18 protein-coding genes are annotated in these 23,200 nt (G+C 40.6%); 1 reads left to right on the forward strand and 17 read right to left on the reverse strand.

Annotation, left to right across the window (positions count from 1 at the left end):
- Nucleotides 1-35 precede the first annotated feature (35 nt).
- The 13 genes from ACWJAF_RS00910 to ACWJAF_RS00970 all read right to left on the reverse strand — a co-directional run bounded on the left by ACWJAF_RS00910 (nucleotide 36) and on the right by ACWJAF_RS00970 (nucleotide 17,019).
- Nucleotides 36-1,316, reverse strand: a complete 1,281-nt coding sequence (locus ACWJAF_RS00910) for an ABC transporter substrate-binding protein (protein WP_448861588.1) — start codon at nucleotides 1,314-1,316, stop codon at nucleotides 36-38.
- Nucleotides 1,306-3,084 (reverse strand): sensor histidine kinase, encoded by a 1,779-nt coding sequence (locus ACWJAF_RS00915; RefSeq protein WP_448861589.1) that lies wholly within the window; start codon nucleotides 3,082-3,084, stop codon nucleotides 1,306-1,308. The genes ACWJAF_RS00910 and ACWJAF_RS00915 overlap by 11 nt, the downstream gene beginning before the upstream one ends.
- Entirely contained in the window at nucleotides 3,081-4,496 is a 1,416-nt protein-coding gene (locus ACWJAF_RS00920) for a response regulator transcription factor (RefSeq protein ID WP_448861591.1), read from the reverse strand. The genes ACWJAF_RS00915 and ACWJAF_RS00920 overlap by 4 nt, the downstream gene beginning before the upstream one ends.
- Before the next feature lie 17 nt (nucleotides 4,497-4,513).
- On the reverse strand, nucleotides 4,514-4,672 hold the full coding sequence (locus ACWJAF_RS00925) for a hypothetical protein (RefSeq protein WP_243871016.1): 159 nt from the start codon (nucleotides 4,670-4,672) through the stop codon (nucleotides 4,514-4,516).
- Between the two features lie 264 nt (nucleotides 4,673-4,936).
- A complete protein-coding gene (gene malQ, locus ACWJAF_RS00930; RefSeq protein ID WP_448861593.1) occupies nucleotides 4,937-6,424 on the reverse strand; it encodes a 4-alpha-glucanotransferase in 1,488 nt (495 codons plus the stop codon).
- A 223-nt stretch (nucleotides 6,425-6,647) separates the two neighbouring features.
- Nucleotides 6,648-9,185 (reverse strand): heavy metal translocating P-type ATPase, encoded by a 2,538-nt coding sequence (locus tag ACWJAF_RS00935; protein ID WP_448861595.1) that lies wholly within the window; start codon nucleotides 9,183-9,185, stop codon nucleotides 6,648-6,650.
- 172 nt (nucleotides 9,186-9,357) lie between these two features.
- Complete coding sequence (locus ACWJAF_RS00940; protein ID WP_296033870.1) at nucleotides 9,358-9,699, reverse strand: metal-sensing transcriptional repressor; 342 nt, start codon at nucleotides 9,697-9,699, stop codon at nucleotides 9,358-9,360.
- A 231-nt stretch (nucleotides 9,700-9,930) separates the two neighbouring features.
- Nucleotides 9,931-10,470: an HdeD family acid-resistance protein gene (locus ACWJAF_RS00945; RefSeq protein WP_448861598.1), complete on the reverse strand. Its 540-nt coding sequence runs from the start codon at nucleotides 10,468-10,470 to the stop codon at nucleotides 9,931-9,933.
- 62 nt (nucleotides 10,471-10,532) lie between these two features.
- Nucleotides 10,533-10,883, reverse strand: a complete 351-nt coding sequence (locus tag ACWJAF_RS00950) for a hypothetical protein (RefSeq protein ID WP_448861600.1) — start codon at nucleotides 10,881-10,883, stop codon at nucleotides 10,533-10,535.
- Entirely contained in the window at nucleotides 10,873-11,472 is a 600-nt protein-coding gene (locus tag ACWJAF_RS00955; RefSeq protein WP_448861602.1) for a hypothetical protein, read from the reverse strand. Before ACWJAF_RS00955 ends, ACWJAF_RS00950 begins: the two co-directional genes overlap by 11 nt.
- 17 nt (nucleotides 11,473-11,489) lie before the next feature.
- Nucleotides 11,490-11,966 carry a hypothetical protein gene (locus ACWJAF_RS00960; protein ID WP_147322152.1) on the reverse strand — a complete coding sequence of 159 codons (477 nt, stop codon included), beginning with the start codon at nucleotides 11,964-11,966 and terminating at the stop codon, nucleotides 11,490-11,492.
- Between the two features lies 1 nt (nucleotide 11,967).
- Nucleotides 11,968-16,161 carry a hypothetical protein gene (locus ACWJAF_RS00965; protein WP_448861604.1) on the reverse strand — a complete coding sequence of 1,398 codons (4,194 nt, stop codon included), beginning with the start codon at nucleotides 16,159-16,161 and terminating at the stop codon, nucleotides 11,968-11,970.
- 72 nt (nucleotides 16,162-16,233) lie between these two features.
- A complete protein-coding gene (locus ACWJAF_RS00970) occupies nucleotides 16,234-17,019 on the reverse strand; it encodes a hypothetical protein (RefSeq protein WP_448861606.1) in 786 nt (261 codons plus the stop codon).
- Between the two features lie 270 nt (nucleotides 17,020-17,289).
- Between ACWJAF_RS00970 and ACWJAF_RS00975 the strand changes: the two genes are divergently transcribed.
- Nucleotides 17,290-17,997 carry a LytTR family transcriptional regulator DNA-binding domain-containing protein gene (locus ACWJAF_RS00975; protein ID WP_448861608.1) on the forward strand — a complete coding sequence of 236 codons (708 nt, stop codon included), beginning with the start codon at nucleotides 17,290-17,292 and terminating at the stop codon, nucleotides 17,995-17,997.
- A 543-nt stretch (nucleotides 17,998-18,540) separates the two neighbouring features.
- Here ACWJAF_RS00975 and ACWJAF_RS00980 read toward each other — a convergent pair.
- The 4 genes from ACWJAF_RS00980 to ACWJAF_RS00995 all read right to left on the reverse strand — a co-directional run bounded on the left by ACWJAF_RS00980 (nucleotide 18,541) and on the right by ACWJAF_RS00995 (nucleotide 22,947).
- Nucleotides 18,541-20,031, reverse strand: a complete 1,491-nt coding sequence (locus tag ACWJAF_RS00980; protein ID WP_448861610.1) for a sodium-dependent transporter — start codon at nucleotides 20,029-20,031, stop codon at nucleotides 18,541-18,543.
- A gap of 393 nt (nucleotides 20,032-20,424) precedes the next feature.
- Nucleotides 20,425-20,796, reverse strand: coding sequence for an ArsR/SmtB family transcription factor (locus ACWJAF_RS00985; RefSeq protein ID WP_296032989.1), 372 nt, complete (start codon nucleotides 20,794-20,796; stop codon nucleotides 20,425-20,427).
- A 17-nt stretch (nucleotides 20,797-20,813) separates the two neighbouring features.
- Entirely contained in the window at nucleotides 20,814-22,682 is a 1,869-nt protein-coding gene (locus tag ACWJAF_RS00990) for a heavy metal translocating P-type ATPase (RefSeq protein WP_448861612.1), read from the reverse strand.
- 46 nt (nucleotides 22,683-22,728) lie between these two features.
- Nucleotides 22,729-22,947 (reverse strand): cation transporter, encoded by a 219-nt coding sequence (locus ACWJAF_RS00995; RefSeq protein WP_296032993.1) that lies wholly within the window; start codon nucleotides 22,945-22,947, stop codon nucleotides 22,729-22,731.
- Nucleotides 22,948-23,200 lie beyond the last annotated feature (253 nt).

Here is a 23,200-nt window from a genome sequence, read left to right on the forward strand (position 1 = left end):
ATCAATAAAACAACCTGATATACAAAAAAACATATCTATTGTTCTTCTTCAAACTGCCGGATGCTTTCGTCTTCTGCCTGCGTGAATTCCTGCTCCGTTATCTTTCCCTGTACCAGTTCCGCCAGACATTCTCCCAGTACATCCTCCTGCAGCAGTGAATTCCACTTCACCTGATAATTCGGTACAATCTGTGGATTTCCCGTATAAGCCTTCAGATAATCGTCCAACAGCGTTCCTTCCTGTCTTGTCCTGCTGTTCAGCAATTCTTCTTTCTGTTCTTTATTCAGTTTCGTTCTGAATTTGAGGAACTCAACTGCTCCTTTTTTCACCTTTTCACTATAAGTTGATACAACCGCCCAACCGAATGTCTCCGGTGATCCTATCAGTTTATTTTCAGGAAATGCAGAAAAACATACTTTTTTCTGCATTTCCTCCGGAATCTGATCAATCATCCAGTAACCATTGGGGATCATCGCGGCATTTCCTGCCACGAAATTATCATAAGCCACGTCAAAATCATTATGTAATGCATCCTGGGTCGTATATTGAAATAATTTTTTCAATGTACCGGCTATCTCCAGCCCCGGTTCATTCTGATAGGTATCCGGATATAATTGCTTCATGAATGCCGCACCTTCTTCACTTCCTGCTACTTCTGCTGTTGCAAGCAGCATTGCAGCCCACGCTGTTCCTTCCGTATGCAGGGCAAGCGGCGTGATCCCTGCTGCTTTCAGTTTCTCACAGCATTTCCAGAATTCTTCCCATGTCTCAGGGAATCTGCTGATTCCTGCCTGTTCAAATAACTCCCTGTTCCAGAAAACCCCTGAACAGGCGAATGCCGCCGTACTGATCGGACCCAGATAAATCTTTCCATCCTCTTCCCGGACCGATTCCATGACTGACGGTTCGATCATATCCTTCCATTCCTGATCTTCGTTAATGTACGGTGTCAGGTCCTCAATCCTGCCTTTCTTGATCATCATCTGATAGAAAGACGGAAGCATACGCAGATCAGTGATAATTGCCGGTAATTCATCTGTCACATTCATACGCTTCAGATTCTTCCGGTATTCTTCCTCCGTCTCCATCACCCAGTCCACATCTATATGATACTTCCCTTTGTATGCCCTGTTGAACCGCTCCACCACTTCCTCTTCATTCTTATTACCGGTACTGGAATCTACGGTAAGGATCATTGGGATCTCTACTACTTTATTCTTTTTTCTGGTCTGTGTATTCTCTTTTCCCGCACAGCCGGTCAGTGCTGTCAGCATGACGATCACCATCACTGCTGCCATAATCCGTCTACTGTTCACTGTTTTCTTTCCCGTCATCCGGGATCTGGATAACACAGACGGTTCCATTTGTATCAGATTCATAGAAAAATCTCACATCCTCCCCATACTTCAACCGCAGTCGCGTAATAATATTTATCACACCATAACCATGTTTTTTGTCTTCAAAACTTTCTTTCATTTTTGACACTGGTATCTCCGACAGTCCGTTTAACTTCTCCGCCACCTGCTCTTCCATCGGAGTTCCGTTATTATAGACACTGAATGTAAGCTGTCCGGCCTGTTCAGTGACACTGATCCTTATCAGACCGCCTTCAAAGATATCACAAAATCCATATTTGACTGCATTTTCCACAATTGGCTGTAGGATCAGCTTTAATATCCACCTTGTTTTCAGCTCTTCTCCACATTCGATCTCATAGTGGAACAGATTCTCATTGCGGATCTGCTGGATCTCCATATAACTTTTTACATTTTCCAGCTCGTCTTCTACTGTCACAATCTCACGGCCTTTGCTCAGTGACAGACGCAGATACTTTGACAGTGCCTGTATCATCTTCATCGTCTTCTCTTCGCCGTTGATCCGCGCCAGCATATAGATGGTATCCAGGGTATTATAGAGAAAATGCGGATTGATCTGGCTGATCAGCGTATTCATCTCACTGATTCTCAGTTCTTTCTGCTGATTCTTGACCTCGTTCTGGAACTCTTCAATATTCTTCAACATCTCGTTATAGGCATGCCCGATCTTATCCAGTTCTGTGTCTGTATGAATCTGAATGGTATGTGTAAAATCATTTCCATCAAAACTTGTCATGGCATCACTGATCTGTCTGATCGGCCGGGTAAATGTCTGTGATGCATAAAGACTTAATACAAACGCCAGCACTGCGATCACCGCATAGATAGTGAGTAATACAATCAATATCTGAGTCAGTCCCTGATTCAATACCATATCCGGCACCAGTGTAAAGATCACCATCCCTGTCTCTTCCTGTCGGTATGCCTGTAAAATCCCGCCTTCTATCTTTTTTCCCCGCACGATCACACCGGATTTTTTCGTTCTGGTCAGTTCCGTAATCTTCTTCATTGTCTTTTTTCCGATACTGAAATCTTCCGGATCCTGCCGGATGCAAGTCTTTCCTTCCGGGCTTATGATTCCCACTGCAACATCTTTTGCAATCTTCTTATCTTTATCCATCACATTTTCCAGAAACTGTTGATTCATCTTCAGATACACGATTCCAGGCTCATGTGCATAATCCATACTGTTCACATATCTTCCGATAAACAATGCTTCATCCCCCGTACCAAACAGGTAGTCCCGGGTCCAGATCCACTGCGTCTTTGCATACTCATCCCCCATTTTCTCACGCAGACCACTGCTTTGAAAATCCGAATAACCAATCTGGGAATAGGATTTTGCGTACACATTTTTTTTATTATCAATGTAGCAGTAATCAGCGACATAATTCAGATCTATATATGCAAAATATTTGCTCAGTGCATTCTTCTCTACTTCCTGCAGTTCTTTATTCTTCAGACTCTTCTGCACATCATTTTCCAGGATGATCTCTGCTGTCACGGCATCCGTCTTCCGGTACAGATTATCCAGGGCTATCCCCATCTTCTCATTCATGAATTCATACTTATCCACAATCACATCTGTCATATTCCGTCTGACGTAAGTCCATACACAGATGCTGGAAAGAACCAGTGCCAGTATCAGAAGCGTACACATATACTTCAGATACTTTTTCTGGATTCCTGACATTTTACTTTTTTTCATACTTCATATTCCCTTTTGTAATCTCTCGGAAGCTGTCCTGTATATTCTTTAAACAAATGCGAAAAATAGGATGGATTACTGATTCCGACCTGCTCGCAGATATTACCGATGCTGGTTCTTCCGTCTTCCAGCAGTCTCTTTGCCAGCTCCATTCTACGCTGCAGCAGATATTGTTTGAATGTCATATGAAAGGTATTCTTGAATACCCGTCCAAAATATACCGGATTCAGATATACATGTGTCGCCACTGATACAATCGAAAGGTCTTCATTATCCAGATGTTCATCTATATATGCCACAGCCGCTGCAATGTATTCTTTTGATCCCTTATTCTCTTTCTTCTCTGCATTTTCCAGTCTTTTTTCAATAGCAGTTCCCAGAATCTTGTAACAGACATCCACCGCTTTTGCCGCCTTTAAGTTCCTCATATTCGAATAATAATTTTCAAATTGCTGATTCAGTGATTCATCCATCCCGTAACTGTCTTTTAACATGAATTCTGTCTTTACCATGATCTTGTGCATATACTGGCATTGCAGTTCTTCTCTGTGTGGCAGTTGATAAATAAAATGTACAAATGCCTGCTTTAACTGTGCGGCATCGTTCTTCCGCACGCTGTTGACCACCATCATCTCTGCCTCCGCCGGATATGGACTATCCTCTTTTTCTTCAACAGTCTCCGGGATTGTAAATACTCCCGCTCCGGATGCATTTGTAACAGCGTACAATCTCTGCGCTTCTTCGAAACTTCTTTTGATTCCGCGGATTCCTTTATATGGTTTTGATATTGCTGCAATAACCGGGCTGTTCTCTTCTTTTTTTACCTCTTCCAGCAATTCTTTCAGCTCATGTACCGCTGTGTTCTCCTGCGTCTTTATAATAAATGTACGATGTCCTTCTTCACTCTCGAATTTCCAGTATGTGAATCTCTCTGCGATCTTTTCTTCAATCATTCTGACCATGGAAAATCTCGAAGCTTCATATTCCAGTTCATTGGTAATCTTATAGGCCAGATCAAGATCTGCATATACTGTAATAAACCGGTCTCCTTCCTTCATGACATCCTGCAGCGTATGGAAGACTTCATCTACTTTTTCTTCCGGCAGCCGGTTCTGGACATATTTTTGCACGACAACCTGCAAAAATCCATCTCCGTCCTTTTTCAGAAGTCGCTCCCAACTGTCATACTTCTCCTCATTTCTGATCTGATCTTCACAGATTTTACCGACATCTGTCATCGTCGCCTGTAATTTTTCATCTTCGATCGGCTTCAGAAGATATGCGAATGCCCCCAGGTCACATGCCTTCTTCGCATATTCAAAATCCCTGTATGCACTTAATACCACGAACTGACATTCCGGGTTCTCTTTCTTGATTTCTTCCATTACCATAAGTCCGGAAATCTGTTTCATCCGGATGTCTGTCAGCACTACGTGTGGTTTTTTTCACGTATTACCTTTAACGCCTGCTCTCCGCTCTGTGCAAAACCAACCACTTCATATCCCATACCGTTCCAGTCATACGTCTTTACCAGACCTTCCAGCAGAATCGGCTCATCATCTACGATCACCAGTTTTAACAACCCCATAGTACACCTCATACCTTTTATTAATACCATCTTAACATATTACAGTCTCATTCTATAATTTTTTATACTTTTTCTTTACCAAAAATCATATCTGTTATACAAAAAATCATACGTTTTATGTCAAAAATTATACTTTTATGAAAAATCATAGGTTTTGGCATATACAAAACAAAAAGAAAAACACAATATCCAAAACGTCTCTATTCCCTTCTCAGAGAATCCTTTCGTTTGAATATTGTGTTTTCTTTTTGTTTTCTGTTATCTTTATCTTGCGCAGACTTCTGTCATTTTTCTGATCTTCTTGATCAGTTCCTCTGTAAATGCGCCTTTTTTCATTCTCCACATCCAGTTGCCGCCGAGTGTAGATGGCATATTAATTCTTGCCTTATTACCAAGTCCCAGATAATCCTGTACCGGAATGATGCACGTATCTGCCACACTTCTCATTGCCAGACTTATGAAATCCCAGTGTACTTCTTCGTCCGGTGTATATGGATTATTCAGATACTCCTTCGTCATCTCTTTATCTTCTTCCGAAAGTGTCTGATACCATCCCTGAAGGGTATCGTTATCATGGGTTCCTGTGTATACTACACAGTTCTTGTCATAATTATGTGGAAGGTAATCGCTGTCCTGACCTGCCACGAATGCAAATTCCAGAACTTTCATTCCCGGATATCCGCTGTCTTTTAATAATTGTCTGACAGTGTCTGTAAGGAATCCTAAGTCTTCTGCGATAATCGGAAGATCACCGAGTTTTTCTTTCATCGTACGGAATAATTCCATACCCGGTCCCGGCATCCATTTTCCATTTTCTGCCGTCTTATCTCCGTATGGGATTGCATAATATTCATCAAATCCACGGAAATGATCAATACGGATGACATCATAGAGTTTAAAGCAGTGTGCCACACGCTTCATCCACCAGTCATATCCGGTCTTCTTATGATACTCCCATGCATATAATGGATTGCCCCACAACTGTCCGGTTGCCGAGAATGCATCCGGCGGGCATCCTGCTACAGCTACCGGAAGATTCTCCTCATCTAACTGGAATAACTTTGGATTTGCCCAGGTATCTGCACTGTCAAATGCTACATAGATCGGGATATCCCCGATAATCTCAATGCCTTGTTCATTGGCATATGCTTTCAGTCCGGCCCACTGTCCGGCGAACAGATACTGCAGAAATTCATAAAACTCAATCTCTGAACTTAATTGTTCCTGATACGCCGCAATTGCTTCCGGCTTACGCAGCCTGATGTCTTCCTCCCACTGATCCCAGCTTTTTCCGTTAAATGAATCTTTCACTGCCATATACAATGCATAATCCGCAAGCCATGCTTTTTCTTCTTCCAGATAAGTACGGTACGCCTTACTTTCCATCAATCCGTTCTTTTTGGCTCTTGCATATGCAAGCTTTAATACTTTAAATCTTGCATTATATATTTTTTCATAATCGATCTCTTCTTCATTCTCTCCGAAATCTGCCTGGTCACACTCTTCTTTCGTCAGAAGTTCATCCTCGATCAGCGTCTCCAGATCGATAAAATATGGATTTCCCGCAAATGTTGAGAATGACTGGTACGGTGAATCTCCGTATCCCGTCTGTCCGAGCGGCAGGATCTGCCATAATTTCTGTCCGGCTTCTTTTAATACGTCTACAAATTTATATGCTTCTCTCGAAAAGCATCCGATTCCATATGCCCCCGGAAGTGCTGAGACCGGCATTAGCATTCCATTTTTTCTCATTAACTTTCGTTCCTTCCTCATTATGATACTTATAATTAAGTATAGCAGTGTTCTTTTGCCGGTTCAAATAAAAAGTATACTATAGATATAAGAAATCATAGGATATATATAGAACCTGCGTCACCTGCTGCTTCTTCTGAACGCATAATGATACAAGAAAAAGCCAGTTTTAACTCTTCCATGAGCAAAACTGACTTTTCCTTAACTATACTTTTCTCTCTTCTTATGCAACAGATGTTACAGTATAGTCCTTATCCTCTACTGTCTTCTTCAGCACATCATCTGCGATCTCCGCATTCAGTGTTACTTCTGCTGTTCCTGCCTCGTGGCTTACGACTGCTTCGTCTACCTGTGGAAGTGCCTCCAGTGCTTTCTTAACGGCTGCCTCACAGTGTCCACACATCATTCCCTCAATATGCATTACTTTTTTCATTGTCTTGTCCTCCTTCTTGGATACCTTTTTTTCTTTTTTAGCTTTTAATTTTTTATCTTTGGATGCGTCATACATCTTAAAAAGATTCAGTCTCAATGCATTCGATACAACGCAAAAGCTTGATAAGCTCATAGCTGCCGCACCGAACATCGGGTTCAGTTTCCACCCGAATAATGGATACCACACGCCGGCCGCAAGCGGGATTCCGATCACATTATAGAAGAATGCCCAGAACAGATTCTCATGAATGTTACGGAGTGTCGCACGGCTCATGCGGATAGCCGCCGGTACGTCACTTAAGCGGCTCTTCATCAGTACAACATCTGCTGCATCAATTGCAACATCTGTTCCGGCTCCGATGGCGATACCCATATCGGCTCTTGTAAGTGCCGGTGCATCATTGATACCGTCTCCGACCATCGCAACTTTTCCTTTTTCTTTCAGCTTACGGATCACCTGTTCTTTTCCTTCCGGAAGAACTCCGGCGATGACTTCATCTACACCTGCCTGTTTTCCGATGGCTTTTGCGGTACGTTCGTTATCTCCGGTCAGCATAACGACATGGATTCCCATGTTTTGTAATTCTTTGATTGCCTGTGGGCTGTCTTCTTTGATGACATCAGCTACTGCGATCACACCAAGCAGACGTTCTTCATTTCCAAAGAACAATGGTGTCTTACCTTCTTCGGCCAGCTTCTCTGAATGTTTCTGAATATCGCTGTCCACATTTACCTTTGTGCTGATAAATGTATGATTTCCTCCATATAATGTATGTCCATCAAGCACAGCTGTCAGACCATTACCCGGAAGTGCCTGGAATTCTGTAACCTCTTCGATCACAGCTTTTTCTTCTGCTGCCTTTTCAAGAATCGCTCTTGCAAGCGGATGTTCACTCTTATTCTCAAGTGCATAAGCATATCTTAATAATGTATCTTCTGTCACTCCTGCTGCCGGAATAATATCTGTTACTTTCGGCTCGCCGCTTGTGATCGTTCCGGTCTTATCAAGTGCCACGATCTCCATCTTACCTGTCTCTTCTAGCGAAACGGCTGTCTTGAACATGATACCATTCTTGGCACCCATTCCATTTCCAACCATGATTGCTACCGGTGTGGCAAGTCCGAGTGCACACGGGCAGCTGATAACCAGAACTGCAATTCCTCTTGATAATGCGAATCCAATGCTCTGTCCGGCAATCAGCCATACAACCGTTGTAATCACTGCAATCGTGATAACCGTTGGTACAAATACTCCGGATACACGGTCTGCGATCTTTGCGATCGGTGCTTTCGTTGCGGCTGCATCACTTACCATCTGAATAATCTGTGAAAGTGTTGTATCCTCACCGACTCTGGTTGCACGGCATTTCAGATAGCCGGACTGGTTCACTGTCGCTGCTGATACCTTATCTCCTGCCGCCTTATCTACCGGAATACTTTCACCCGTCAGTGCGGATTCATTGACTGCACTGCTTCCTTCTAAGACTTCACCGTCTACCGGAATATTTTCTCCCGGTTTCACAACAAATATATCGCCTTTTTGTACTTGTTCGATCGATACCTGCACTTCTTTACCATCACGAATCACAACCGCTGTCTTTGGTGCAAGCTTCATCAGTCCTTTTAATGCATCCGTTGTCTTTCCCTTTGATCTTGCCTCCAGCATCTTACCAACTGTGATCAGTGCCAGGATCATAGCTGCTGATTCAAAATAAAACTCATGCATATAAGACATCACTGCGTCCATATCTCCACGCACCTGTGCGTCTGTCATGGCAAAGAGTGCATAAGTACTATATACAAAGGATGCTCCCGATCCAAGTGCTACCAGGGTGTCCATATTCGGGGCTCTGTGGATCAGACCTTTGAATCCGCTGATGAAGAACTTCTGGTTGATCACCATAACTGCAATCGTCAGAAGCATCTGTAAGAGTCCCATCATTACATGATTATCTTTCATGAATCCCGGAACCGGCCATCCCCACATCATATGTCCCATGGAGAAATACATAAGGACGATCAAAAATCCAAGTGATGCGATCAGGCGTCTCTTTAATACCGGTGTCTCTCTGTCTTTTAACATGTCTTCTCCGGCGGACGCTGTTTGTGACTGTGTCTTTGCTGCACCTTCGCCTTTTTTTGATGCTCCATATCCGGCATCTGTGACTGCCTTAATAATCTCCTGTTCGCTTGCGGTTCCCTCAACTCCCATAGAGTTGGTAAGGAGACTCACCGAGCAGGATGTTACACCCGGTACCTTCGAGACTGCTTTTTCCACTCTGCTGCTGCAGGCTGCGCAGCTCATACCGGTTACTATATATTGTTCCATTGTTGTTTTGTTCCCTCCTGTCATCATTATTTTCTTATTCCTTTATAGAAAACTCAGAAAATACTTTCTAAGCAGGCTATACATCTATAAACTTTACATACTTTTTGGATACTGTGACACTCGTAGCAGAATCATCAATACCACCTTTTCGGATACTGTGCTATCCGCTCACTTACCGCATAAGCTTCTGTAAAACCTTTACCAGCTCATCAATCGTCTCATCTTTCCCATCCCTGATATCATCCGCCACACAGGTACGGATATGATTCGCCAGTAATACTTTATTAAAACTGTTAAGTGCCGCATTCACTGCAGATACCTGCACCAGAATCTCCGGACAATATGCATCCTTTTCCAGCATTCCTTTAATTCCGCGTACCTGACCTTCAATCCGGCTTAATCGGTTCATCAGGTCTTTGTATTCTTTCTCTGTACGATGCTTGGATGCGTGACAGCAACATTCTTTTTCTGATTTATTTTCATTATTATCTACATTCTTGTCTGCCATATGCATGCTCCTTTCGTTCGCCTTTATACCCTTACGGGGTATATGTATTTTATCTCTTATTATTTCGTATGTCAAGACCATCTGGTTGTTTTGATATATATTTTCAAGATTAAAGAAATTATTTTAAACTTTTTACAACTATATGATGATTTAGACCCCAAAGGGGCTGCCGCTTCACGATGTTTTAATCGTTAAAGCGACAGCCCCTTGAATTTTGCTGTCGAAGCTTTCCTTTTTTTATTCCTCGCTCTCTTTTCCAAAATTCACAGCAAGTACGATCATATTGATTCCCTGCATCAAAACAGAAAATGCGATCATATATCCAACTGAGAACATTGTCAATACCGGATGTGTAAAAGCGATAATACTTACAATGATTGATAATACACCACAGATAACCGCCAGAATTCCTTTTCCTTTAGAATCTTTAAACTTCTTCACCCCGGCTACAATCTGGAAGATACCATAAATCAGGACGCTGGCTCCAACCAGATAAGTTGCCATGATATCTGTCAGAAATCTCTGTACGCCGCTGAATAATAAAATAATACCGCCAAGTCCTTCCAGAACTCCAAGAATACATGCTCCGATATCTTTCTTCTCTTTAGACAAGGAAAGTATCACAAGTTCAATACCATTCACTAAGAAAAGCATTCCAAGAATCCATCCGATTGCTAAAAACGTCCTCATCGGTCGAACTACCGCATAAAAGCCTAACAGCACTGTCAGGATTCCTGTGATTAATGTGATAATTTTAATTGTTTTATTTTCCTTCATTTTTGCCGCCCCTTTCGCTTCTGCATTTCTTTTGTTTTTTCTATGATAACACAAATTTTTATTTACTTGTTACCTTTTTTATATTTTACTCCACAGCCAAATACAATCATTGAGAATAGCAATATCGCAATCCAAATTGTTGCTTTGCTCTCATCTCCTGTTTTCGCATTTGTTGTGCTTTCGTCTTGTAAATGTTCCTCATCTTCAGAAGGGTTCTCCTGCTCATTTTCAGAATTTCCTGTCACATATGCTTTTACGCTGGTACTTCCCGCATAAGTTGCAGAATCTGTTGTCTCCTGAGCCAGAGATTTCTTTGGAACTGATAAAGTACAAATACATACAAGAACGAGCGACATAAAAAAGATTCTAAGCAAGCTTTTTCTCGTATTATTCCACTCTTTTTTAATTTGCATTTACACTTACAATCTTTGTATAGAAATTGAGGGTACCCGTGTACTGTCCACCCCAGATAGAAAGATCTCTATTATATAACTGGCCACGGTTCAGTACTAATTGGTCAGTTGCTGACTGATCTGCTCCTGTAAATGTATTAAATAAATATCCATTTGCATACCATGTCCCATTTTGAATACTCGTCTTGTTATTTATAATATCATAAGTCATAACACAATCTGAATTTGTATTATGTGTCAGTCTAAACGGATCTTCGCTTCCAGCAGCTGCCGCATCTTTTACTAAGACAGCGATTCCATCTCCTGCCGCCAGATTCTCTGCTTTTATACAAGATACTGTGATATCTTTATACGAATATGCATCTCCTTCTGTCTCAGGCTGCTGTATTTTTCCAAAATCAACCGTATCCGGAATTTGTATAACATAACTTGCTTTATTTAAATTTTCATCTACTGTTGCAGTCACTTGCGTATTTCCCGCTTTATTACTCTCACTATCCGGATTAAGCTCTGCTGCAAAAACACCTGTTGACATAACAGATACCATCATCGTTGTTGCCATAAATCCTGCTACTAATTTGTTTTTCATCATTCTACCTCCACGTTTTATTCTTTTACATATAATTTAAACTCTGCGCTTCCACCGTTTAACGGACTTTTATCTTCTAATGAATAACACTTATATTCTATAACTGCCTGATATTCTCCGGCTTCCAGCTCCTGGTCAAGCGTAATATTCTCCAGACCTTCGCCCGGTTTCAACTCTTGTGATTCGAACAGTTTCGTTCCGTCTTCCAGTTTCAATACAATTACAAAAATGCAATCATTATCTGCCGGATTACCAATGCTTACTGTCTGCTCCTTTGTATTCGCCTTCATTACCATACTTGTATATCCAGGAATCAGGATTCCTTTTTCCTCGGAAGGTTCTTCCTCCTCGATATCCACATCCCAGGCTACTACTTCTGCAGACGAATTTCCGGTTTTCTGATTCTTTTGGTTCATAACATACCAGGTAATTCCTGCGGCTGCTATCACAGCCGCAATCAGAATTCCTATTATAATCTTTGTCTTTTTTTTCATCTTATCGTTTTGCTTTCTTTTTTCTCCAGTAAATAACTCCACCTGCTACACTACCTGCCACAACAACAATACAAAGCAAAAGAATCACACTGCTGTTATCTCCTGTTTTTACTGTATCCTTAATATGATCAACTGCTTTGGAGATCTCACTCTTTTCAGCCAGTACAGCAAACGGAACCATCTCTTCTACATCTTTTGAGGCGATCATCTGTTTATCAATTTCAAGCTCTTCGATCTGATTATTTCGATAAACAAGAACCTTATATCCTTTTCCTCGATACTTTGACAGATCCAGTTTTACATTCAGATTTCCTTCGTATGGTGCTGGCTGTTCATCTCCATATACCAACGTCGGTTCTGCTGAATAAAGAACCTGCTTATCTGTCTTCTGTGCATATTTCTTAAATGCCTGATAAATGTCATTCTTCTTGTCAAGCTCGTTCAACTGAAGTTTCGTATCTTTATGCATCATACCTTTTACGGTAACTCCTTTTGATGCGTTCACTAATTCAACTTCCGTAATAAGCGAAGATAAGATTCTTGGATACCCCTGATTCTTTGTTGAATTCCATGTCCAACTACACAATTCTTCATTGCCTGCTACCAGAGTATTTAATTCCTCTTTAAAAGCATTGCTCTTCATCTCAGCCGCTGTTTTCGCTGTTCCCTGTTCTTCGTTTCCTGATAAGGTATCCTGGTAATATGTGTTATTCACAGCTCCTGCTCTTTCTTCTTTTGTGCCAAATACTGCCCCGGTTGTCCCACCTTCTATCGCAGTTTGTGCACTATATGCAATTTGAATGGAGCCATTTTTATCCAGCTTTCCAACGATTCCTCCGGCAATTCCATTTTCCTTTGTTGACAGAGAACCTATACTCATACAGTTCTCAATCGTTCCGCTGTTTACTACTGCAATTCCTCCAACAATTCCATCTGATGCACTTGCTGTTGCTTTTGCATAGTTCGCAGTATTTCGAATCACACCTTTATTCTCAACTACAACGCCTCCTGCCATTGATGTGCCCTTAACAAATGTCGTTGTCTCATTCAAATCTTTAGGCTCTTTCGTAACTCGATCAGTAAATGGACCGCTGAGATTTGATCCACTGATACACTCATCAATCAATCCATAATTGACAATTGCAAGACCTGCTGCTTTCTCTCCTTCAATATTTTGATAAAAAGCTGCGAAATTCTTTACACTTCCATGTGCACCGATCGTATCAAAAAGTGCTGCATTTCCATCGGATGATTTGATATCGAATCGGTAGACATAATATCCTTGTCCGTCAAATGTACCATTATACGGATTGTCTGCTGAACCGATTGATTCTGTCATTGTTTTACCGTCTCCGAAAATCGTGTTCATCAGTTTGAAGTTTGCACGATTGTTCTTCTTAACAATTTCCGGAATTTTCTTAAATTCTTCAAATGTACGAATCTCGTAAGTTTCTTCTACAGGTTCTTTCTCATAATTCGAATAGGTTCCATCTTCCCAACGATAGACTGTGCCATGTGTATCATCCAGAACCGGATAAGCATCCGGAGTTTCTCCGTTATCAATATTCTGATACCATACTTGAGAGCCGTCTGTCACCTCGTTATTTAAAAGATATGCCTCTTCACCACTCTTGAACTGTTCTGCTGTCTTTGACTTTGCCAGTTCTTCATCATTCGCAATCTCAGCTTCTCCCAGGAAACCTTTTACCGGAAGTGTATCGAGATAATAATTATTCTTGATTCCATCTTTATTCGCCTGACATTTTCCGGAGATTGCACCATAGTTATCCCCCGCCTTTATGAGCACCCGGCTATAATTGTAACAATCAGAAAGAATGAAATTCCCTGATGAAACATATCCAGTGATTCCACCTCTGCAACCGGTGTTACCGTAATATCCTTCATCATGTTTATAAGGTATGATTGATCCGTAATTTGCACAATCCTTGATTTTTGCATCACCAGATACCTCACCTACAATTCCGCCGACTCCGTAGGAATCGAAATCCAGTACGATTTCACCTGAATATGTACTCTCCTCTATAGAAGTTGCTTCGTTGATCACTCCGGCAATTCCGCCGATATAGTATATCACTCCTTTTGCAATATTTACATTTGAATTCACCCGCCTGATCACACCGCCGGAAGCTGTTCCTACAACACCACCTGCTGCACTTGCTGTTCTTTCAAAACTTGCTATTGTAACGATTGTTCCATTCAGTGTAAAGTTCTTAAGCGTCGCTTTCTCTGTCTCGTTCGGGTCACTCCTAAGCCACTGGAAAAAGCCTATTGACTCATCATTTACTTTCGTCATAACGAAATCAGAAATCGTATGATTCTGTCCGTCGAAAATTCCTGTGAATTCTCTGATTGATTTCCATTCATGTTTTTCGTCCGACGGATTCTTAAGTGAAATGTCAGACACCAGCACTCCATGTGCATCTAGCTTTTCTTCTTGATTCTGTGTATATTCATCGTCCCCATTTACAAGAGCGGCAAACCAAAACATCTGTCCACCATTACCAATCTCATAACTGCCTGTAGATTCATTATAGTCTGCCGGCTGATATTCGCCACATTTTGTACAGAATCCATTGTCATAGGAATGTTCCTCGCAGATTGCATTATAGTATAATGTAATATCCTTCGCCGGCATTACGAAACTTCCTTTTCTGTCACCCTCATAATTTTCTGTTAATGCAAGCTCTTTATAAGTATCACCCTCATAATATCCGACACTCTTTACATTATCTGATACATAAAATTCAACATTTTCTCCTTCTTCAAAGTAGTCTACATAGGAATCCAATAGGATTGCATCTTCAAATGACTGATTCGTACCTTTCACATATACCTTATGTCCTACTGCTCCGTTTAAAACAAATGTTGCATTTGAATATGGTGCACCGCATGTATATGTATAATATCCTTCTTCATCCGGAATCAATGTCGCGATCTGGTCTTTTGTCAACAACGTTTCTTCCGAACTTACTTCTGATGGATTTTCTGTATTGTTATGTCTCTGCAATGTAAGGGATTCCAGAACAGTTGTACCTTCCGCCTTAAACCGAAGTGTTACCTCTTTTCCTGAAGGAACAATATTTTCCTGACATGTTGTCCCATCTTCCTGAACCATTTCTAACTCTGTATCTCCGACTCCATTCGTAGCAACATCAACTTTCGTCTTATAATAACCATCTTCTTGTGGGCGGTTCTTTAATATAACGGTATATGCCGAATATGCCCCCGCTGATTTATCCGGTTGAATTTTTTCTGCACTTAAAGTAGAACTTTCAAAACTGCCTCCCGGATACTGTCCTGTTGTATCAACCACATGGAAAATCGTATAGCTTGTCGCCCATGTATCATTCCAATCATAATCATAATCCGGTAAAGCAATATATGTTTTTGTATTTTCTTTTGTAAGCAGGTATTCACTCAGATAATCACCAGGTATACTTGATAATGCACTGAATAGTCCTGTAGCGAATAAGCTCTGAAATTCCGCCGTATTCTTCACGCAACTAAATTGATTCTGCCCATCGCTATAATTTTCTTTTGTTAAATTAATAAAATCACAACTTGGAATATGCTCATCTTTCACCCCTTTATAATCCATTTTCTCTTCAAATTGATAAAACCGCAAATTTTCAGGAACAGAATCGTCTGAATTCCAATCCCCATCCTCTTCCGCATTGTGTGGCTGTGATGTATCGAAAATATAATAAATATCTATTCCCGATGGATTCTTCTCCGTTTTAGGTGTCGGCACAGCAATTCTGTGAAAATTAACAAACGGCGTAATTACATCAGCATTGGATTTCCACTTATCAGCATAGCTAACTCTCTTTTCGCCAAACGCATCGATAACCGGTTGCTCCTTCTCATAGAACTCGCCTGTTAATTTCTCATGGTAATTTTCATTTTTCATACGTACAGATACCATGTCTTCTGGCTTTACAAATTCATTCAATTTCATCCGAATCGAACTAACCGTTGAATCCGAAACTAATATTTCTCTGTCAAGCATAGTATCCATAGCTTTGGCAACATCTTCATTCAACTTATTTAAATCATCCGTCCATGCAGCATAGCTCTCCCATTTACTTTCATCATCTGGATATTTTTCTTCAAAATAATCACCACGCTGTGCAATAAATTCCTGATACATCATCTCCATCTTAATGATTTCCATAAATTGTTTATCAATACTTGAAACTATGTAATTATATTGATCATCAGAAAATCCATAAGCCCTATATGCAAATTATGCCGCAGCATCCGCATAAGTTTTCTCATCACTTGGCTTATTCAACGCATTGATCATACTCCAAATCGTTCTTTTGAATACACCATCTATCGTGTCATTACAAAATATAGCGTCCTTTTTTTTCTCATCGGTTGGATTTTCAAAGCTATTTCCAGCCGCTTTATAAACCTCAATAAAACCATCATAAAGATCTTGCTTACTCTCTTCGACAGCATTCATATCCGTCTTACCATCCATATACAGTTGCGCGGCTTCCATATACTTTTCGTAGAATTCCAATGTATTTCCTACATTTCCGGCAGTTTCATATATCTCTACATCTTTAGACCATTGCTGATCCAGTTCATTTTTCGCTTCTGTGTACTGTATCTCCTGAAGTGTACCCAATATTTCTGCATCATACACTCTAAGATGTTCATCAATGAGCTTAACTTCATTAAGTATCTCATTACAAAGAGTCTGAATTTCTGCCAGTGTCTGTCCAGTGTTGCTGCCTCCACAAACCCATTTATTAACAAATGAAGCTACTTTCTGAAATCCTTCATTATCTGTTGCTCCGGCAATTCTGACAAGTGCTGATCCACAAGCAGTCAACCCTGCTGTGTAAACACGATTGATAGTAAATGTTTTTCCGGTAGTCAGCCATTGACTTTCTTTAACTCCCGCTTTATCACCTTCCACTTTATCAGCCTCTGCTGCACTTACCGATAAAGGCATAATCGAAAATGCTACGCAAAGGCTCACTACAATTGCAATAATCCTTTTCGAAATTCTTCTTTTCATCCGCTTCCCACTCCTTTCTTATTCCTGTCTCTGCCCTGATGATTCCTTTTGTATCATTATTTATACTCTTTTATAATATCATCCACACGGTTAATCAGCAATCTTTTTTGCTCAAATCTGTGCTTTCATTTGATGTTTCTTCGATAAATTGTGGCAAAACTTAATTAAAGTGCATTTTACCTGCATCAATCGTTGCGTTTTAATTATTTCCATTGTATTTTCAATACAACTATAGTAATATAAAATTATCACAATAAAGGAAGGTCTTATATGCGTTATAATGTTCCACTATATTTCGAACGAAAGAATATCAAAAGTTCAGATATTTTTTACCTTACCAGACAGAATCCTCACACAATCATTACGCTTTCCTCGGGAGAAAGCATTACGACTACAATCCCGATAAAAGAACTTATGCTCTACTTGCCGGAAGAAGATTTTCTAAATATCTCAAAAGGCGTTGTTCTTCGAAAAAATCAAATTGTTCATATATCTGACGAAGGACTTTATACAATGACTGATGGCGCTGTCTTTCAGGGGAGAAAACGTAATCTGAGTCAGCACAAACAAATCCGTAAGGCACTTGGTTTAAATGCGCAGAACTTTTCGGAGGTTTCAGAAGACAGCTCTCTTCAATTATTTGATAACTGTAGCTTTCTCAATGATATGCCACTTGCTTTTTGTATTATTGAGCTTGTATTTGATGAGGATGGACATGGTGTAGACTTTGTATTTCGTTACTGCAATAATGAAATGACTGTTGTTGAGGGCGTTCCCGTTTCAGAAATGTTGAATCGTTCTTTTTATGAAGTCTTTGAAAACGGGGATAAAAAATGGCTTGTCACTTATGCGGATGTAGCATTAAACGGCAATAAACATATCCTGCATGATTATAGTCCGGAAATCGACAAGACTCTGACCATCTATTGTTTTCAACCAGCTCCGGGATATTGTGCATGTGTCTTGATTCCGTCTTAGCTTTCTGCTATTTGGCACACGCGATTACAAAACTATTTTTCTGTAAACAAAAAACTGCGGAAGGGGCTGTCGGGTAATAGTCAGGCCCGCAGAGCTCTTCGTGAAACACAGCTCAGTATTCCTGCAATTTGTGAGAATCCTTAAGAGTGAACAGGTATTAGTTCCTGGAACTTCTGATATCATGCTGCACTTGATATATAAATACAAACTCAAACAGACCGGAGCCGGAATCCTGTCATCTCTGACAAGATTCCGGCTCCGGCCTGTTCGGTTATGTATTCATTTCAATCAGATCGTCGTCCTTTTCATATCTGTTACTATTATCCGATATCTATCAACCTTTTATCTATTTTTTGGATTTACTTCTTTCCTTTTTAAATACCCGTACCATGAAATAACTAAATCCGCCAATATATCCAACCAATGTGATGATCATCATAATAATCGCATCCATCGTCATAGCTCATACCTTCTTTCTATTATTCGTTACTGTATCATACGGAATTTTCAGTTCAGAAAATTCTCACCTGTGAACTGTAACTATTATTTTGCCACTTCGTCATCTTTCATAGCACCTTTTGCTGTCTTAGCATTAAATACCTTAGAAAGAGCGATACCTACAACAATCACTACTACGAACTGAAGTAATACTGTTCCTGTATTATCCTGAATAATGAATGGATTCAGCCATGTATCCGGGAACCATTCTTTTGTCTGGAGTAACCAGTAAACTACCATAATCACTACCAGTACAGGAATCAAATACATACACCCTGTATAGTATGCTTTTGGAAGATGTACATCTGCACCTTTTGCATTAACTTCCTGTGTACGTAATTTCTCAACTCCATACTTCCATGCAATGATTGCGATAAATGCACCACTTACTAAAAGTCCAAGTCCCCATACCCAGTCCTGATTGTCGATGTTAGCCAGTGACCAACATGAGAAGCATCCTACTAAGAATCCTGCGAAGCAGACACTTACAACAGCCTTTTTACGTGGCAGTCCAAGGTCAACAACACATTTTACTCCAACTTCGATCATAGAGAACAGGGATGTAATCGCTGCAATTGCAAGTAATCCAAAGAAGATAAAGGAAATAAATCTTCCGCCCGGGATTGTTGTAAATAACTGATACATGTAAATAAATGTAAGCCCGAAGTTACCCTGGCTAAGTGCCTCGTTTGCTGCTTCCGGTGTAGCGGACAGTGCACAGATTGCAGGAATAACAACAAGTGCTGAAAGGATAGCTCCAAGGTTATCACCAAGTCCCATAATCAGACAGCTTGTAGGAATGTCTTCATCTTCTCCTACATAGTTCGCATATGTAATAATGAATCCCCATCCTGCTCCTGTGCTCCATGCTGCCTGGATGAATGCCTGAATCCATGTATTCGGACTTAAGATGTATTCTTTCTTGATTGTAAAGAGATACTGAAGTCCCTGACTTGCTCCGTTTAATCTTACTGCATAAAGTGCTAAACCAACAAGAATAATGAACAGTGCCGGAATCGCTACCTTACAGAATTTTTCAATACCACCTGCAATACCCTGATAAACGATAAAGCATGCAACAGCAAATCCGATTGCGTGGAATAAAATAACCTGTGCCGGTGAATCTGTAAATGCTGCCCACATTTTTGATGTGGTCTCTGTTGTCAGATTCACTTTAAATGATGTCACGGAGTTCACTGCATATTTCAAACAGTAACCCTGAAGTACACAATAGTAACTCATCAGGAAGAAGCAGACAGCTGCTACAAAGAATCCCATCCAGGTATACTTCTTTCCACCTACATCACGGAAAGTACCGATACATCCAAGTCTCGTCTTTTTACCAAAGGCCATCTCTGTAGAAAGAAGCGGTACTGCAAACACCAGCATCGCAATCGTCCAGGCTAAGATAAATGCCCCTCCACCGTTCGCTGCACATACTCGCGGGAACCGCCAGACATTTCCTGTACCGATACACATACCCAACGCGGCGGCTATATAACCTATGGTACTAAATTTTTCTTGTTTCTGTTCCATAACCATACCTCCATTCAAAACTGAATTTTTTTAGAAATGAATACCTTGTAATCATAGTTTAAGAGATGGTTATAAAATTGTCAATGGAAAATATTAAATTTTTTTATACAAATATTAGATTTTGTAATATTAAATACGTTTCTTTTTATTATTTATTAATTTCTGATAATTCAACAATTAATAGACTATTATTCGTACTATAGTCTAATCATCCTGCCTTCATAATCTTCTTATAAAATTTTTTACTTTCCATTTTACAAAATTGGGATACAGAGAACTTGCCACTGGCAACTTCTCTTGCATACTTTGCTATTAAAAAAGAAGATCTATATCAGATATTTTCATCATTTGATATAGATCTTCCACTTTTACAACATCGCTTTATATATTTTCCTATAAATCCTCTTCGATATGCTCTCTTCCCTGATCCACGATCGTGCGTACATGATCATCTGCCAGTGAATAGAACACAGATTTTCCTTCTCTTCTGCTCTTAACGAGCTTGTTCTGTTTGAGAATTCTAAGCTGATGTGAGATTGCTGACTGGGTCATATTAAGCGCTTCTGCCAGATCGCATACACATACTTCTGCTTCAAATAATACAAACAAGATACGCATTCTTGTAGAATCCCCAAATACCTTGAATAATTCTGCCAGATCATACAGTTCTGTCTCTTCTGGCATCTTTTCATTCACGATCTTCAGAAGGTTCTCATGTACTTCACAGGAATCACATACTTCCATTCCTTCTTCTAATTTTGCCATCTGTCCACCAGCCTTTTCTATAAGTTTTTTACGAATAATGCACGGATTGCATTCAATACTGCGATGACCATAACTCCGACATCTGCAAAGATCGCCATCCACATATTGGCAATTCCGAATGCTCCAAGGATCAGGCAGATTGCCTTGATTCCAAGAGCAAAGTAAATATTTTCATATACAATACGCATACATTTTCTGGAAATCTTGATCGCTTTTGCGATTTTCTTCGGATCATCATCCATAAGAACAACATCTGCTGCCTCAATGGCTGCATCTGAACCAAGTGCTCCCATGGCAATTCCGATGTCTGCTCTTGATAATACAGGTGCATCATTGATACCATCTCCGACAAATGCAAGCTTCTCTTTTTCTGACTTCTGGTTCAGAAGACTTTCTACTTTTGCAACTTTATCTGCCGGAAGAAGTTCACTGTATACTTCCTCAATACCAAGTTCTGCTGCCACCTTATCTGCCACTCTCTTCATGTCACCGGTCAGCATAACCGTCTTGGTAATACCTGCTTTCTTAAGATCACGGATTGCCTCTTTTGCATGTGGTTTTAATTTATCAGAAATCAGGATGTGTCCTGCATATGCTCCATCTACGGCAACATGCACGATCGTACCGATCTCGTCGCATTCACTGTATTCTATGCCAAGGTATTTCATAAGCTTTGCATTACCTGCTGCTACCTTAACACCATCCACCTTTGCTGTTACACCTTTTCCACTCAGTTCTTCGATATCTGTCACGCGGTCACGGTTGATCTGCTTACCGTATGCCTTTTGAAGACTCTTACTGATTGGATGTGAGGAAGAGCATTCTGCCAGTGCCGCGTATTCCAAAAGCTCCTCTTCCGGCATGGTATTATGATGTACACCACTTACTTCAAATACACCCTGTGTCATCGTTCCTGTCTTGTCAAATACCACATATTTTGTCTGTGCCATCGTCTCCAGATAGTTGGAACCTTTTACCAGTACACCTTCATGACTTGCTCCGCCGATTCCGGCAAAGAAACTAAGCGGAATACTGATAACCAGTGCACAAGGACAGCTGATAACAAGGAATGTAAGCGCTCTGTAGATCCAGTCTCCCCATTCAGGTGCGAGTCCCATCACAAGCATTCTTACCAGTGGAGGCAGGATTGCAAGTGCAAGTGCACCGTAGCAGACTGCCGGTGTATAATATCTGGCAAATTTTGAGATAAAGTTCTCGGATTTTGACTTTCTGGAACTTGAATTTTCTACCAGTTCCAGGATCTTGGACACTGTAGATTCTCCAAATTCTTTCGTCGTACGGATCTTTAAAAGACCGGTCAGGTTAATACATCCACTGATGACCTCATCACCGGTTTTTGCTTCTCTTGGAACACTTTCTCCGGTCAGTGCACTGGTATTAAGTGTACTGGTTCCTTCTTCGATCACGCCATCAATTGGAACTTTTTCTCCCGGCTGAACGACAATAACCGTTCCAACTTCAACTTCATCCGGATCTACCTGTTCTAACTCCCCGTCCGTTTCAATATTCGCATAATCCGGACGGATATCCATCAGATCACTGATATTCCTGCGGCTCTTACCAACCGCATAACTCTGAAATAATTCGCCAATCTGGTAAAAGAGCATAACCGATACGCCCTCTTTATAGTTGCCAAGTGCAATCGCACCTATTGTCGCAACTGCCATCAGAAAGTTCTCATCGAATACCTGTTTATTCAGGATTCCTTTGAACGCTTTCCGCAAAATATCATATCCGACAACCAGGTACGGAACCATATAAAGTATGAACTTAAGCCAGCCCTCTACAGGCAGGAACTTCAATATGATCATAAGTACCGCTGCTATAATGATTCTGGTCAGAGATTTTTTCTGTCTTTTTGTCATATCTTTCCCCAGCCTTTCTCCTCGTCACTCTTCCAGCAAATCTTGCTTACAGGAAGATCTCACAGTCATCTTCTACAACTTTACAGTTCTTCTGTACAGCCTTCATGACTTTCTTAGGATCAGCGCCTTCTTCAAACTCTACGATCATCTTTAACATCATAAAGTTAACAGTTGCATCCTTTACTCCGTCTGTGTTCTTAGCTGCCTGCTCCATTTTGTTTGCGCAGTTAGCGCAGTCTACGTCGATTTTGTAAGTTTTTTTCATGGTAAATACTTCCTCTCTTTTTCTTGTTTGATTATTTGAATATATGAACAGTTATTCATATGTTTGTTTTAATTATAGCATTGCAGGCAGTATTGTCAATACTTTTTTGGCTGTTTAATACATTAATTTTGGTTGGATTCCCGGTCCTTGCGTATGCCTTGGTATAAGATCTGGTCCGCGACTCCATGAGGCAAGAAGTAGTAAGAGAGCCTGAATTCCCTAAAAGCAACAGAAAGCAAACCCAAACTCGACG

The organism is Dorea sp. (genome assembly GCF_977044405.1).